The following is a 14,700-nucleotide window of genomic DNA, read 5'->3' as shown; positions in this document are numbered from 1 at the left end:
ATACGGACGCTGCATTGGAAAGTATAAATTGTCATGTAAGACTTTGAGCGATCAACGATATAAAACAGCAAAGTCAGACAGTTCAGTTCTTAGAAACTGGATTATCTGGCTTTTTTTGCATTCAAGATCGGATTAATTACTGAAATCAACAATGACAATTAACTCAAACTACGATAATAATAAAAAAAGACCTTCTATAAAAATGAAAAATATATGGATACTTGCATATAAATGGATAATAAGGTGGTGAAACGGAATGATTAAACTATCGCAATTACAATTAAAAGAAATTATTGTAGTGAATAGTGGAAAGCGCCTCGGATTTATTCATGATTTGGAAATTGACCCTGACCGTGGCTTTATTATTGCGCTCATTGTTGCAGATCGTGGAGCAAAAGGGACAATGTTCAAAAAAGTCGAAGAGCGAATGGTGTATTGGGAACAAATTACAACGATCGGTTCAGATGTTATTCTTGTTAATGAGTAATAATCCGTCTTAATTTCTTACAGAATGAATGAAGAAAACAGAAAATATGGTAGAATAATGTAGAAGCAATTATTTTCTCAATTAATTATTAAATATATACAATATTATTGGACAATATTTGAACAGGAGAGATACGACGCAATGGATGTACGATCGAACTTAAAAACAATCGAAGAAAATATAGAACGAGCATGTGAAAAAGTAAATAGAAAGCGTGAAGAAATAACGATAATAGGTGTAACAAAATATGTTACAATAGAACGAACAGAAGAAGCTATCCGTGCCGGAATTACAAATATCGGTGAAAATCGAGCAGAAGAATTGACAAGAAAATATAATAGTATAGATAACGAGGCTACCTGGCATTTTATCGGTACATTGCAATCTCGAAAGGTGAAGGACGTTATTGATAAGATAAATGTAATTCATTCACTGGATCGATTATCTGTTGCTAAACAAATTGACAAGCGTGCAAATAGCCCAATTGAATGTTTTATACAAGTAAATGTAAGCGGAGAAGAATCAAAGCATGGGTTATCCCCAGAGGAAACGCTACCTTTTATTAAGCAGCTGGAATCGTATGAAAAGGTTCGTGTTGTTGGGTTGATGACGATGGCTCCCCATGTAACAGATGAAGCATTATTAAGAAAAGTTTTTAGAGATTTAGCTGAATTACGAGACAGCATCCAACGAGAACAATTGGCTCATGCCCCTTGTGCGTATCTTTCAATGGGAATGAGTAATGATTATGAGCTAGCAATTGAAGAAGGTGCAACTCATATTCGTATCGGTTCCAAACTAGTTGGAACAAATGAAACGTGAGGTGATCGTATGAGCATTAAAAATAAGTTTAAAAATTTTTTTACAGTTGATGAGACGTATGAATATGTTGAAGATACGGAATATCCCCACGAAGGTTTACAAGATAAGCAAGATGGAAAAAATGTAGTAAATTTATCTAAAATCCAGCAGCCGACATCAAGAGTAGTACTTTGTGAACCGAGATCATACAATGAAGCACAAGAAATAGCAGATAATATAGTTAATCGACGTGCGGTTGTAATTAATTTGCAACGTGTTGACCATATGCAAGCAAAACGAATTGTTGATTTCCTTAGCGGGACCGTTTATGCGGTGAAAGGTGATATTCAAAAGCTAGGCCCTGAAACGTTTTTATGTACGCCCGATAATGTGGATGTAACGGGTTCGATAACCGATTCGCCAGTGGAGTCGGATGAATTTGATAAAGGATGGTAGTCGATTATGTGGCAATTATACAGTATTTTAGATCTTGCTTTAGTTATTTATAGTTATGCTTTACTTATTTATATATTAATGTCCTGGTTTCCGGGCGCTAGGGAATCTTCATTTGGCAATTTTTTAGGTGGAATGTGTGAACCGTATTTAGAGCAATTTAGAAAATTCATACCGCCTATCGGGATGATTGACATTTCCCCTATTGTTGCGATTTTTGTATTATATTTAGCACGAAGTGGCCTGCTCGCTTTATTTCAAATGATTGGATGAATGAATAACAATGAGTATTTATCAGCATTTTAGAGCGGATGAGCATTCTTTTATCGATAAAGTGTTATCATGGAAAGAAACAGTAGAACAAACATATTGCAGTCATTTAACGGATTTTTTGGATCCACGTGAACAACACATTTTAAAAAGTATAGTCGGCACAGCAAATGCGGATGTTCAATTTGCTTTCTTTGGTGGGACAGGAGATACGGAAAGAAAACGATCCGTCATTGCACCATTTTACGAAGAAATAACCAGCACAGATTATCAATTGGCGCTACTACAAGCCACATATCAAAGGAAATTTAATGAGATTACACATCGACATGTTTTGGGGGCTTTTCTATCTTTAGGAATTGACCGCAAAAAGCTTGGAGATATTATCGTTACAGAAGACCGGATTCAAATTGTTGTTGCGGCAGAGATTGCAACTTACGTCGTTGCTCATTTAACACGAATTAAAAATGCTTCCATTCAATTGAAGCAAATAGCATTCTCTAATCAGCTGGAAATGAAACCGGAGTGGGATGAATCTATTAAAACCGTAGCATCTTTACGTCTAGACGTCGTACTAAAGGAAATATATCGATTATCAAGGAAAAGTGCTGTTCAATACATTCAAAAAAAAGCAGTAAAAGTAAATTATAAAGTAGTGGAGGACAGCGCATTTCAGTTAATGGAGGGAGATTTGCTTTCAGTTCGAGGCAAAGGACGAAGTAAGCTAAAACAAATTCATGGGCAGACAAAGAAAGAAAAACTGCGGATTACGACAGCTATATTGAAAATGTAACCGAAATAATTTCGTGATTTCGTTTTAAACACTAGAGTGAACCGCTAAGAACTTTGTCAGAAATTAGTGGAGTTATTCGAATTTTATATTATAATAGGATAAAATGGACCGATTAATGAGGAGGTGGCATACGTGCCGTTATCACCACTGGATATTCATAATAAGGAGTTTACCCGCAGCTTTCGCGGTTACGACGAAGATGAAGTGAACGACTTTCTTGATCAAGTAGTTAAAGATTATGAGTTAACGATTAGAGAAAAAAGAGAATTAAAAGAGAAAGTGAAAGAATTAAATGAAAAAGTTGGCCACTTTACAACTATTGAAAATACGTTAAATAAGTCGATTGTAATTGCTCAGGAAACAGCGGAAGAAGTAAAAGGGAACGCACGTAAAGAAGCAAAGCTTATAATTAAAGAAGCAGAGAAAAATGCGGATCGTATAATAAACGAAGCGTTAAGTGAATCGAGAAGAATCTCTATGGATGTAGAGGAATTGAAAAAACAAGCAAAAGTATTTAGAACACGTTTAAAAATGCTAATTGAGGCCCAATTAGATATGGTCGGTACGAACGATTGGGAAGAGCTGTTTGATGCGGAATTAGAAAAAAATCAAGAATATGCGGAAAAAGTAGAGTAATACGTCATTAATAGGAACGTGAGCCTTGACGTTGTTTGGAATTTTACATATAATTCATTTCATATACATTGCTTAAACGATTAATAGGCGTCCTAACGCTAATAAATACGATGATGGGAACGAATAAAAGTATAGATCTTGTTAAGCGAGTCAGGGAGCGGTGAAAGCCTGGTACAGATACCTTTTATTTTATCATTCCGGAGTAGCCATTTGAAACTAAGTAGAATCGGCCGATTCATTCACGTTACGAATGATAAAGTGGATTTATTTATAAATTTATGAGGGTGGTACCGCGGGTCTTCTCGTCCCTTTTCCAGGGATTTTGAGGCCTTTTTTATTTTTATGAAAAAATTGTTAATTAAACGTTTGTAAGGAGGATAAATAAATGAATTATAAAGACACGTTGCTCATGCCAAAAACAGAATTCCCAATGCGGGGCAACCTACCAAATAAAGAACCAATTCGTAGACAGGATTGGGAAGATAGAAATTTGTACGAGAAAAATTTAGAAAGAACAAAAGATAGACCGTTGTTTATTTTACATGATGGGCCTCCGTATGCGAATGGTGACCTCCACATCGGGCATGCATTGAATAAAATATTAAAAGATTTTATTACCCGCTATAAATCAATGGCTGGGTATCATGCACCATATATTCCGGGGTGGGACACACACGGTCTGCCAATTGAGACGGCGCTAACGAAAAAGAAAAAAATTAATCGAAAACAAATACCGGTGGCAGAGTTTCGCCAAATGTGTGCCGATTATGCGATGGAACAAATTGATAATCAGCGTGAGCAGTTTAAACAGCTCGGTGTGCGAGGCGATTGGGATAATCCGTATATTACTCTTACGAAAGAATATGAAGCGGCACAAATTAAAGTTTTTGGAGAGATGGCGAAAAAAGGATACATTTATAAAGGATTAAAGCCTGTCTATTGGTCTCCATCCTCTGAGTCTGCATTAGCAGAAGCCGAGATTGAATACAAAGATAAACGCTCACCTTCTATTTATGTCGCATTTGAAACGATTGATGGAAAAGGATTGCTTGAAGGTGGAGAGAAGTTTATTATTTGGACAACGACACCATGGACAATTCCTGCTAACTTAGGTATCAGTCTTCATCCAAATTTAGAATACGTAGTCGTTGCAGTAAACAATGAAAAATATGTTGTTGCTCACGATCTATTAGAACCACTTGAGGAAGAATTTGGCTGGGAAGAGGCGACTATCGTTAAAACCTTTAAAGGTCAAGCAGCAGATAAAATTGTTGCAAAGCATCCGTTTTACGAGAGAGAATCAATTGTAATGCTAGGAGACCATGTAACAACAGAGGCTGGAACTGGTTGTGTGCATACCGCACCTGGTCACGGGGAAGATGATTTTTATGTAGCGAAGCAATACAATATCGATGTACTATGTCCGATTGATGAAAGAGGGTATTTTACGAAGGAAGCACCTGGCTTTACAGGGATGTTTTATGACGAAGCGAATAAAGCAGTTACAGAAAAGCTAGATGAAGTCGGTGCACTACTATTGCTAAAGTTTATTACACATTCGTATCCACATGATTGGCGTACGAAAAAACCGACGATTTTCCGTGCAACATCACAATGGTTCGCTTCCATTAAAGACTTCAGACACGATATTTTACAAGAGATTAAAAAAGTAAATTGGTATCCACATTGGGGCGAAACCCGTTTATATAACATGGTTCGTGACCGAGAAGATTGGTGTATTTCCCGTCAGCGGACGTGGGGCGTTCCAATACCAGTATTTTATGGTGAGGATCAGACGCCGATTATTACGGATGAAACAATTCAGCACGTATCAAACTTATTTGCAGAATACGGATCAAATATTTGGTTTGAATGGGAAGCGAATGAGCTGTTACCGGATGGCTTCACATCCGAACATAGTCCAAATGGCATCTTTACAAAAGAAACGGACATTATGGACGTATGGTTTGATTCTGGTTCATCACATGAAGGAGTATTGATGAACCGAAAAGATCATGTACGCCCAGCAGATATTTATTTGGAGGGCAGTGACCAGTATCGAGGGTGGTTTAACTCCTCTTTATCAACAGCTGTCGCAGTTACAGGGAAAGCACCATATAAAACGATTGTCAGCCATGGTTTTGTCTTAGATGGAGAAGGACGAAAAATGAGTAAGTCAATTGGGAACGTTATGGTTCCTTCCAAAGTACTTAAACAACTAGGGGCAGATATTCTCCGTTTATGGGTATCTTCAGTTGATTATCAAGCTGATGTTCGTATATCGCCTGAAATTTTAAAACAAGTTTCTGAAAGCTACCGGAAGATCCGAAATACGTTCCGTTTTATACTTGCCAATTTAGCCGACTTTGATCCGAATAAGGATACAGTTGCAGAAGCAGAACTACAGCCTGTGGATAGATATATGTTATATCGTTTACAAAGCCTCGTTACCGATGTAAAAGAAGACTATGATCACTATGAATTCTCGTCTATTTTCCATCGAATTCATAATTTCTGTGCGGTTGACCTTAGCTCGTTTTACCTTGATTTTGCGAAGGATATTTTGTATATCGAGGAAGCGAATAGCCCACTTCGTCGGAGTATACAGACGGCTTATTATGAAATTCTGACAAGTATTGTGAAGTTGTTGACACCAATTATTCCGCATACGGCAGAAGAAGTGTGGGAATATATACCTGGTGTTGATGCGGAAAGCGTACAGCTTACAGATATGCCAGAGCCAAGAGAAATTGAACAATTTGGACAAGATGATCAGGCTAAATGGAATCATTTTATGAATGTACGCGATGACGTCCTAAAAGCGTTAGAAGAAGCTAGAAACGACAAAGTAATCGGCAAATCTTTAGAAGCTAAAATTACGCTAACTGCAAAAGATGAAGAAACAAAAGCTGTACTTGAAATGATTCCAAATGTGCATCAATTGCTCATCGTATCGGAAGCAGTTGTTTCAACTACAGTGAGTGACAATGCGAAAACGTATAAGTACGTTCATGCTGTAGTAGAAAAGCATACTGGAGAGAAATGTGAACGTTGCTGGATGTCTTCGCATACGGTTGGTGAAAACGAACAGTATGAAGCGCTCTGTACACGTTGTGCTGAAATTGTCGATGCGCACTATGCAGAGTAAATACGTGCGATAAATATAGATTGTTTTTGACTTTTAACAATTAGTACTAATAGGCATCGGAATTTCCCTTATTAGCAGGAACTTTCCGTTGCCTATTTATTTAATTTCAATTAATTTCATAGAAGCGCCTATTATAACGGTTTCTTTGCAAATGACGTTGGTGATGTATTTAAGTTGAGGAATACCTAATCATGAAGTAGAACTAAACATTACAGCTTGTGCTCTGATTTCGCTGACTTGGACTACAGCCGACAGGTTTTCCGTGAGAACGGCCTCGGCTTCTGCACACCCTTCAATGTTGTTTAATTTGCATAGCAACACCAACTCGTCTGTGTGGAATCCGGATCCAGGCAGACTCCTGCAGGAAAAGCAACAGCCGAAAATCCATTTTAAAAGTTTTGGGGCAACCTTTTAAAATTAGTTGAGGTGTTGCCTGCGGAAAGCGTAGTGTATATCTACTGCGGACGGTAGGAATCAATACTAAAATTAACGAATACAAAGAGAGGTTTTTTAACTTCTTAAAATAACACCCACAAATACTTGACTCAATCAATGTCCATAATAAAGTTGCACTTTTACATAAAAAGTTTTAGTCTATGAATAGTACATATGAATTGTAAGCATAAGGTACGTGTAGTCTAGTCAAATCGGAGGAACATATATGCTTTTATACTATATTATTGCATTACTTGTTATTGGGTTCGATCAAATTACGAAGTGGATTGTTGTAAGTAAGATGGACCTTTATGAACAAATCCCTATTATCGATAACTTTTTTTATTTAACATCTCACCGGAACAAAGGGGCCGCTTGGGGAATTTTACAAGATCAAATGGTATTTTTCTATATAATTACTACGATTGTAGTAATTGGCATAATATATTATATGGAAAAGCATGCGAGAGAGAACAAGTTGCTCGCATATGCATTAAGTTTAATTCTCGGTGGTGCAATCGGAAACTTTATTGATCGCTTATTTCGAAAAGAAGTTGTTGATTTCTTTGATTTTATTATTTTTACGTATGACTATCCGATATTTAACATTGCTGATGCTGCACTTGTAGTTGGTGTATTCATAATAATTATCGCTACCGTGCTCGATGAAAAGCAGAAAGGGAAAGAAAAGCGATGAAACAATTTGAACATGTTGTAACCGAAACTGAGGAGAATACACGTCTTGATAAAGTATTAACAAATAATTCGCACCTTTCCAGATCACAAGTTCAAGCTTTAATTACGAATCAATCCGTTAAGGTCAATGATCGTGTCGTTAAAGCTAATTATAAATGTGGACGTGGGGATGTTATTCAGTGGTCATTACTAGAAAAAGAAGAAACAAAAATAGAACCAGAACAAATTCCTCTTGATATTGTATACGAAGATGAACACATCTTAGTCGTTAATAAGCCAAAAGGGATGGTTGTTCACCCCAATGAACAAACGACAAGTGGCACACTAGTAAACGCGTTGCTATTTCATTGTAAGATCTTATCCACGCTTGCTGGGCCGCTTCGACCTGGAATTGTGCATCGAATTGATAAAGATACGAGTGGTTTGATCGTAATTGCGAAAACCAATGAAGCACATCAATTTCTAACAGATGAGTTACTTAACAGAAATATTAAGCGTGAATACGAGGCAATTGTTCATGGAGTGCTTGACCATGATTCGGGATTGATTGAAGCACCGATTGCAAGAGATCCGAAAAACAGACTTCGAATGGGTGTTGTGGAAAATGGAAGGCGAGCAATCACTCACTTTCAAGTAAAAACGCGATACAAAGATTTCACACATATTATTTGTAATTTGGAAACTGGAAGAACACATCAGATTAGGGTACACATGAACTATATTGGTCATCCACTTTATGGGGATACGAAGTATGGGCCGCGAAAAAGTGACCTGCAGGGACAAGCATTGTTTGCCAAAAAACTAGCCTTTTATCATCCGACAAAAGCGGAGTGGTTGACGTTTGAAATAGATCAGCCGAAAGAATTTGCAACAGTAATTAATCGATTAGAAAAAATGAGTTGACAGAAGGAACAAATTTTGAAATAATAAATCAAACAAAATAGCAATCCTTTAATTTAGTCCTGTGAGACTAATAAGGTAATAATGACATTATAAAGTTAATTGTCTAATCCCTTTTTCTCACTAGGAAAAAGGGATTTTTACATGCTAAAATTTATAATTAATTATGAATATGAATGAAGTCTATTTATAAACGGGATTTAACTGTCCGATTTAGGGGGAGTAAGATGAATAAAAAAACGTCTGTAATGGATCCATCTGCTATGATGCGAGCTTTAACGAGGATAGCCCATGAAATTGTTGAGCGCAACAAAGGAGGAGAAAACCTTGTTTTAGTAGGCATTAAAACGAGAGGTGTTCCACTTGCAAAGCGTTTACAGGAAAAAATCAAACAGATTGAAAATAGGAATGTTCCTATTGGAGAGCTTGACATTACTTTATACCGAGATGATTTAGAGGAAGCTTCGACCGACCCACAATTAAAAGAAACAAATATTGAAACAGATATTACAGGTAAAACAATCGTTTTAATAGACGATGTGTTATACACTGGTCGAACGGTCCGAGCAGCAATGGATGCGGTTATTGATTTAGGTAGACCTGGACAAATTCAATTAGCCGTACTAGTTGATCGAGGGCATCGGGAATTACCGATACGGGCTGATTATGTAGGGAAAAATATACCGACAGCAGAACAGGAAATAATCGTCGTTAAATTAGAAGAAATTGATAAACAAAACGATGAAGTTAGTATTTATGAATAAAATATGAAAAACCTTTAATTAAATCCAGAGAGATTTAAAAGGTTGTACGAGTAGCGTGTGGTTATACATGCATGCCTCTTTGCGACCTTTTGCAAAGAGGCATTTTTGTATTTAAAAATACAATAAAGGGAGAGAGCTTGATGAAACATTTTATTTCTGTGAACGATTTACAAACGACAGACGTGCTGGATATCCTGGATTTAGCTGAACACTATCGCAAATACGACCATTTAAAGACACAAAAACAGTTGTTTGCAGCGAATTTGTTTTTTGAGCCAAGTACACGTACGAAGATGAGTTTTATCGTTGCTCAACGTAAGCTCGGGATAGAGTCACTAGATTTTCACTCTGAAACATCGAGCATGAAAAAGGGAGAATCGTTGTATGATACGGCAAAAACCTTTGAAGCGATTGGTTCGGATATACTTGTCATTCGGCATGAGTTTGATGATTGGCCGGAAGAAATATGTTCATCACTCAATATCCCAGTAATTAACGCAGGTGCTGGAAAGAAGGAACACCCTACTCAATGCATGCTCGATTTGCACACAATTTACCAAGAATTTGGCCATTTTAACAAACTTAATATCGTAATAGCTGGAGATATTAAGCATAGTCGAGTAGCTCGTTCCAATGCCCAAACATTAAGAAGAATGGGAGCAAATGTATACTTTTGCGCAGCTCCTACATTTATGGATAAAACACTTGATTTCCCTTATATTTCAATGGATGAAGCTGTTGGGATATGCGACGTTATGATGCTTCTACGTATTCAACATGAACGGCATGACCAATTTGCAAGTGTAGAAAATTATCACCAAGCATTCGGACTAACACTAGATAGGGAGAAAAGAATGAAAAAGTCTGCGATTATTTTACATCCTGCACCAATTAATCGGGGCGTAGAGATTGCCTCCGAGTTAATCGAATGTGAACGGTCTCGAATATTTCAGCAAATGTCTAACGGTGTGTTGATTAGAATGGCAATTATAACAAAACTACTAAAAGAGCGAGGGCTAAACGATGAAAATTTTATTGAAAAACGCAAAACGGTTGTTGCCGCAAGATAAGATAGAACGTTGTGAAGTATTAATAGAAAATAAAAAAATAAAACAAATAATGCCAGAAATTACTGCTGAAAATGTAGATCAAGTTATTGATTGCAAAGGAAATTTAGTAACACCAGGTTTTATTGATGTACATATCCACTTACGTGAGCCTGGCGGGGAGCATAAGGAAACGATAAACACGGGGACGGAGGCTGCAGCTCGAGGCGGCTATACTACGGTATGTGCTATGCCAAATACAAGCCCAGTTCCAGATTCAAAAGAAAATATATTAGGTTTGTTAACCAAAATAGAAAAGAACGCTGTAATCCGTGTCTTACCATATGCCTCTATTACAAAAAACTTAGCAGGGGAAGCACTAACAAATTTTAAAGAAATAGTTGATTACCCAATTTTTGCTTTTACAGATGACGGTGTCGGAATACAAACGGCACATACAATGCTCGAAGCAATGAAGGAAGCACGAGCAGTTAATAAGCCAATTGTCGCTCATTGTGAAGATAACTCGATTCTTTATGACGGTGTTTTACATGAAGGTGAAGTAAGCGATCGATTACGGTTGCCTGGAATTCCATCTGCTTGTGAATCCGTACAAATAGCTCGTGATGTCCTCCTAGCTGAAATGACGGGTTGCCATTACCATGTATGTCATGTAAGCACAAAAGAATCTGTTCGAATAATTAGAGATGCAAAAAATGCAGGCATCCATGTAACAGCTGAAGTTACACCACATCATTTATTGTTAAATGAAAAATCAATTATAGAAGATGACGCAAATTATAAAATGAATCCGCCCTTACGTAGTGAAGCGGACCAGCTTGCATTAATAGAAGGGTTATTAGATGGTACGATTGACTTTATTGCGACTGACCATGCACCACATGCTGAAAAAGAGAAAGCAAAAGGTTTTTTAAATGCTCCTTTCGGTATCGTCGGATTGGAAACGGCCTTTTCACTTTTATATACCGGATTAGTAAAAGAAGGCATAGTAACTTTACACCAGCTAATTGATTGGTTAACAATAAAGCCAGCACACGTGTTTCAACTTCCATACGGACGTTTAGAAGAAGGGTATTCTGCTGATATTACGCTAATCGATTTGAATAAAGCATATACAATTGATAAGCATACATTTTTATCTAAAGGAAAAAACACGCCCTTTGATCAACAACGAGTGAATGGTATGCCAATCATGACAATTTATGAAGGTGAGATTGTTTTTAAAGAGATCCAATAGTGAATGATCTAGAAAAGGGGCTCGCATAAATGATGAAAAAAGAAATGCTTGAAATAATAGCTGTCTCAGAAATCGCTTTGGATACGGTTGAAATGAAGTTACGAAATAGCTACATTAGTCAGCATGCGCGTCCGGGGCAATTTATCCATATATTGACGAAAAGTCATACGCTACGAAGACCAATATCGATTGCACATATAGATCAAAGAAACGAATCAATAACAATATTATTTAAAAAGAGCGGATTAGGTACGCATGAATTAGCATCCTATAAAAAAGGAACGTATATTGATGCTCTAGGTCCCTGTGGCAACGGCTTTAATATAGAACAAATTAACGATTCAACTGTTCTTCTAATCGGGGGAGGGGTTGGTGTCCCTCCACTGTATTGCTTAGGGGAGGAATTGGTGAAGCAAAATATAACAATTATTAATATTCTCGGATTCCAAACAAAATCAGCTGTGTTTTATGAAAAACAATTTCAAGCACTCGGAAAAACATATGTAATGACGGATGATGGTTCATATGGTGAGCGCGGGAGAGTTACGACTAAAATTGATCGTCTAGGACATATTGATCGTTATTATTCATGTGGCCCATTGCCAATGTTAAAAGCGGTAGCGAACAAGCTAGAAAATACAACAGGCTATTTATCTTTTGAAGAGCGGATGGGCTGTGGCATCGGTGCTTGCTTTGCCTGTGTAATTCAAACTTCAGACTATTCTAGTTATAAAAAGATATGTAAAGATGGACCGGTGTTTGCAGCAAGCGAGGTGATTGTATGATTGACCTTTCTGTAAAGCTACCAGGCCTTCATTTGAAAAATCCAGTAATGCCAGCCTCGGGTTGTTTTGGCTTTGGTCGCGAATATAGTGAATTTTTTAATTTAAGTGTGCTTGGAGCACTTATTATGAAGTCAGCAACAGGCGAAGAACGGTTCGGAAATCCTACCCCTCGGGTGGCAGAAACTTCCTCAGGAATGTTGAATGCAATTGGCTTGCAAAACCCGGGAGTAAAAAAGATAATAAATACGGAGATTTCATTTTTAAGCAAGTTTGATTTACCGATTATTGCAAATGTTGCTGGTAGTACACTGGAAGAATACGAATATGTGACAGAAGCTTTTAATGAAACAGATGCCGTTAACGCATTGGAATTAAATATATCATGCCCAAATGTTAAAGAAGGTGGTATCCAATTTGGGACAGATGAAAAATTGGCAGCATATGTTACTGAAAAGGTAAAAAGAATAAGTAAACACCCGGTGTATGTAAAGCTGTCGCCAAATGTATCGAATATTGTAAGAGTGGCTAAAGCTGTCGAGGCTGCAGGTGCAGATGGCTTATCAATGATAAATACATTAACGGGTATGCAAATTCATTTACCAAGTAGAAAGCCGTTGCTTGCGAATAAGACGGGTGGATTATCAGGTAGTGCAATTAAGCCGATCGCCATTCGGATGATCTATGAAGTGAATCAACATGTATCGCTTCCCATTATCGGTATGGGAGGGATTTCGAATGCGGACGATGTTTTGGAGTTTTTGCTTGCCGGAGCGGATGCGATCGCTATCGGTACGGCAAACTTTCAAAATCCATTTATTTGTGAAGAAGTTATTAAAGCACTGCCCGACACATTAAAGAAATATGGTTTTACTTCCGTTAGAGAAGCAACAACAGAAGGAGCAAATATACATGACGAATCCAATTTATCTTGCACTTGACTTTCCTGATTGGCGGTCTACCAATCAGTTTATTAGTACGTATGAATTACAAGGGATCCCTGTAAAAGTTGGCATGGAATTATTTTATAAAGAAGGAACCCGGGTGATTGAGAAATTAAAAGAAAATAATCATCCTATTTTTCTTGATTTAAAACTCCATGATATCCCAACGACTGTCTACCGTTCAATGAGGAACCTTGCTGAACTCGAGGTCGACATTGTAAATGTGCACGCACTTGGTGGAAGTGAAATGATTAAAAGAGCGAAAGAAGGCTTAAATTATCGGACGAGCAGCCATGAAACGAAATTAATTGCTGTTACAATTTTAACTTCAATGGATGAGCGGACAGTTCACGAGGAATTATCGCTCTCTAATCGTCTCGAGGATAGTGTAAAACACTTCGCCAAGCTTGCTGAGCAAAGCGGGGCAGACGGTGTAGTATGTTCTGTTCATGAAGCAAATATAATAAAAGCAGCTTGCAATGCTTCATTTATGACTGTTAGCCCAGGCATACGGCTTCAAGCATCAAGTCAGGATGATCAAAAGCGAATCGCTACACCAGCATTCGCGCGTAAAAACGGTGCTGATGCAATTGTTATCGGTCGAAGTATTACGAAGGCGAACGACCCTTACAAAGCATACGAACAAGCAGTCAAGGAGTGGGAAAATGAAGCTTAATGTTGAAATAGCAAGAGATTTATTAGAAATAAAAGCAGTCCAAATTAGACCAAATAACTATTTTACGTGGACTTCTGGTATTAAATCACCTATATATTGTGATAATCGACTAACGATGTCTTATCCGGATGTTCGAAATAAACTGATTAAAGCTTTTATTGCAGAAATAAAAGCAATGGATATTCAACCAGATGTTATTGCAGGATGTGCAACTGCTGGTATCCCACATGCTGCTTGGGTTGCAGATAAATTAAATTTACCAATGGTATATGTCCGATCGAAGCCAAAGGGACACGGAAAAGGGAATCAGATTGAAGGTAAGGTAGAGAAAGGGCAAAATGTACTAGTCATAGAGGATTTAATATCGACTGGTGGTTCATCCATCGAAGCAGCAAAAGTACTTATGGATGAAGGACTTCATGTAACTGGTGTATTGGCCATATTTACATATGGCTTAGCTGAATCGACTCGACGTTTTGCTCAAGAAACCATACCTTTTAAAACGATTACGACTTTTGAGCTTCTTATTGATGCATTGGTTGCCGATGAAGAAATTACACTGCAAGATAAGGAAGAATTGCTACAATGGCGAGACCAAATATAACGGATTA

16 protein-coding genes and 1 other annotated feature are annotated in these 14,700 nt (G+C 37.5%); all 16 genes read left to right on the top strand.

Annotated features, from left to right (window positions below; all coding sequences use genetic code 11):
- Positions 1–256 precede the first annotated feature (256 nt).
- The 16 genes from ACLIBH_RS03430 to pyrE all read left to right on the top strand — a co-directional run bounded on the left by ACLIBH_RS03430 (position 257) and on the right by pyrE (position 14,693).
- Entirely contained in the window at positions 257–487 is a 231-nt protein-coding gene (locus tag ACLIBH_RS03430; protein WP_439315290.1) for a YlmC/YmxH family sporulation protein, read from the top strand.
- A 141-nt stretch (positions 488–628) separates the two neighbouring features.
- A complete protein-coding gene (locus ACLIBH_RS03425; RefSeq protein WP_439315289.1) occupies positions 629–1,309 on the top strand; it encodes a YggS family pyridoxal phosphate-dependent enzyme in 681 nt (226 codons plus the stop codon).
- A 9-nt stretch (positions 1,310–1,318) separates the two neighbouring features.
- Positions 1,319–1,744 (top strand): cell division protein SepF, encoded by a 426-nt coding sequence (locus ACLIBH_RS03420; protein ID WP_439315288.1) that lies wholly within the window; start codon positions 1,319–1,321, stop codon positions 1,742–1,744.
- Between the two features lie 6 nt (positions 1,745–1,750).
- The gene (locus ACLIBH_RS03415) at positions 1,751–2,014 is read left to right on the top strand and encodes a YggT family protein (RefSeq protein WP_439315287.1); all 264 of its coding nucleotides are present in this window, start codon (positions 1,751–1,753) and stop codon (positions 2,012–2,014) included.
- 10 nt (positions 2,015–2,024) lie between these two features.
- Positions 2,025–2,804, top strand: coding sequence for an RNA-binding protein (locus ACLIBH_RS03410; RefSeq protein ID WP_439315286.1), 780 nt, complete (start codon positions 2,025–2,027; stop codon positions 2,802–2,804).
- A 132-nt stretch (positions 2,805–2,936) separates the two neighbouring features.
- Complete coding sequence (locus ACLIBH_RS03405; RefSeq protein ID WP_439315285.1) at positions 2,937–3,440, top strand: DivIVA domain-containing protein; 504 nt, start codon at positions 2,937–2,939, stop codon at positions 3,438–3,440.
- A 101-nt stretch (positions 3,441–3,541) separates the two neighbouring features.
- Positions 3,542–3,753: a binding site (T-box leader), on the top strand.
- Positions 3,754–3,825: 72 nt separating this feature from the next.
- Positions 3,826–6,588, top strand: a complete 2,763-nt coding sequence (ileS, locus tag ACLIBH_RS03400; RefSeq protein WP_439315284.1) for an isoleucine--tRNA ligase — start codon at positions 3,826–3,828, stop codon at positions 6,586–6,588.
- Positions 6,589–7,249: 661 nt separating this feature from the next.
- On the top strand, positions 7,250–7,720 hold the full coding sequence (gene lspA, locus ACLIBH_RS03395; RefSeq protein ID WP_439315283.1) for a signal peptidase II: 471 nt from the start codon (positions 7,250–7,252) through the stop codon (positions 7,718–7,720).
- A complete protein-coding gene (locus ACLIBH_RS03390; protein ID WP_439315282.1) occupies positions 7,717–8,622 on the top strand; it encodes an RluA family pseudouridine synthase in 906 nt (301 codons plus the stop codon). Before lspA ends, ACLIBH_RS03390 begins: the two co-directional genes overlap by 4 nt.
- Before the next feature lie 224 nt (positions 8,623–8,846).
- Complete coding sequence (gene pyrR, locus ACLIBH_RS03385) at positions 8,847–9,383, top strand: bifunctional pyr operon transcriptional regulator/uracil phosphoribosyltransferase PyrR (RefSeq protein WP_439315281.1); 537 nt, start codon at positions 8,847–8,849, stop codon at positions 9,381–9,383.
- 140 nt (positions 9,384–9,523) lie between these two features.
- Positions 9,524–10,453 carry an aspartate carbamoyltransferase catalytic subunit gene (locus tag ACLIBH_RS03380; protein WP_439315280.1) on the top strand — a complete coding sequence of 310 codons (930 nt, stop codon included), beginning with the start codon at positions 9,524–9,526 and terminating at the stop codon, positions 10,451–10,453.
- The gene (locus ACLIBH_RS03375; protein ID WP_439315279.1) at positions 10,407–11,687 is read left to right on the top strand and encodes a dihydroorotase; all 1,281 of its coding nucleotides are present in this window, start codon (positions 10,407–10,409) and stop codon (positions 11,685–11,687) included. The genes ACLIBH_RS03380 and ACLIBH_RS03375 overlap by 47 nt, the downstream gene beginning before the upstream one ends.
- Before the next feature lie 29 nt (positions 11,688–11,716).
- Entirely contained in the window at positions 11,717–12,472 is a 756-nt protein-coding gene (locus ACLIBH_RS03370; RefSeq protein ID WP_439315278.1) for a dihydroorotate dehydrogenase electron transfer subunit, read from the top strand.
- Complete coding sequence (locus ACLIBH_RS03365; RefSeq protein WP_439315388.1) at positions 12,472–13,410, top strand: dihydroorotate dehydrogenase; 939 nt, start codon at positions 12,472–12,474, stop codon at positions 13,408–13,410. The genes ACLIBH_RS03370 and ACLIBH_RS03365 overlap by 1 nt, the downstream gene beginning before the upstream one ends.
- Complete coding sequence (pyrF, locus tag ACLIBH_RS03360; protein ID WP_439315277.1) at positions 13,382–14,089, top strand: orotidine-5'-phosphate decarboxylase; 708 nt, start codon at positions 13,382–13,384, stop codon at positions 14,087–14,089. Before ACLIBH_RS03365 ends, pyrF begins: the two co-directional genes overlap by 29 nt.
- Complete coding sequence (pyrE, locus tag ACLIBH_RS03355) at positions 14,079–14,693, top strand: orotate phosphoribosyltransferase (protein ID WP_439315276.1); 615 nt, start codon at positions 14,079–14,081, stop codon at positions 14,691–14,693. The genes pyrF and pyrE overlap by 11 nt, the downstream gene beginning before the upstream one ends.
- The last annotated feature ends 7 nt before the right edge of the window (positions 14,694–14,700 follow it).

The sequence above is a fragment of the Virgibacillus sp. W0430 genome, from assembly GCF_051846935.1.
Taxonomy (GTDB): Bacteria; Bacillota; Bacilli; order Bacillales; family Amphibacillaceae; genus JBPYCR01.
This window is presented reverse-complemented; position numbering and strand designations above follow the sequence as displayed.

What these genes read in the sequence shown, in the direction of transcription:
- pyrR (WP_439315281.1), top strand. Translation starts at nt 8,847, where the DNA reads ATGAATAAAAAAACGTCTGTAATGGATCCATCTGCTATGATGCGAGCT.
- ACLIBH_RS03420 (WP_439315288.1), top strand. Translation starts at nt 1,319, where the DNA reads ATGAGCATTAAAAATAAGTTTAAAAATTTTTTTACAGTTGATGAGACG.
- pyrF (WP_439315277.1), top strand. Translation starts at nt 13,382, where the DNA reads ATGACGAATCCAATTTATCTTGCACTTGACTTTCCTGATTGGCGGTCT.
- ACLIBH_RS03410 (WP_439315286.1), top strand. Translation starts at nt 2,025, where the DNA reads ATGAGTATTTATCAGCATTTTAGAGCGGATGAGCATTCTTTTATCGAT.
- ACLIBH_RS03370 (WP_439315278.1), top strand. Translation starts at nt 11,717, where the DNA reads ATGATGAAAAAAGAAATGCTTGAAATAATAGCTGTCTCAGAAATCGCT.
- ACLIBH_RS03380 (WP_439315280.1), top strand. Translation starts at nt 9,524, where the DNA reads ATGAAACATTTTATTTCTGTGAACGATTTACAAACGACAGACGTGCTG.
- ACLIBH_RS03425 (WP_439315289.1), top strand. Translation starts at nt 629, where the DNA reads ATGGATGTACGATCGAACTTAAAAACAATCGAAGAAAATATAGAACGA.
- ACLIBH_RS03375 (WP_439315279.1), top strand. Translation starts at nt 10,407, where the DNA reads ATGAAAATTTTATTGAAAAACGCAAAACGGTTGTTGCCGCAAGATAAG.
- ACLIBH_RS03430 (WP_439315290.1), top strand. Translation starts at nt 257, where the DNA reads ATGATTAAACTATCGCAATTACAATTAAAAGAAATTATTGTAGTGAAT.
- lspA (WP_439315283.1), top strand. Translation starts at nt 7,250, where the DNA reads ATGCTTTTATACTATATTATTGCATTACTTGTTATTGGGTTCGATCAA.
- ileS (WP_439315284.1), top strand. Translation starts at nt 3,826, where the DNA reads ATGAATTATAAAGACACGTTGCTCATGCCAAAAACAGAATTCCCAATG.
- pyrE (WP_439315276.1), top strand. Translation starts at nt 14,079, where the DNA reads ATGAAGCTTAATGTTGAAATAGCAAGAGATTTATTAGAAATAAAAGCA.
- ACLIBH_RS03390 (WP_439315282.1), top strand. Translation starts at nt 7,717, where the DNA reads ATGAAACAATTTGAACATGTTGTAACCGAAACTGAGGAGAATACACGT.
- ACLIBH_RS03415 (WP_439315287.1), top strand. Translation starts at nt 1,751, where the DNA reads ATGTGGCAATTATACAGTATTTTAGATCTTGCTTTAGTTATTTATAGT.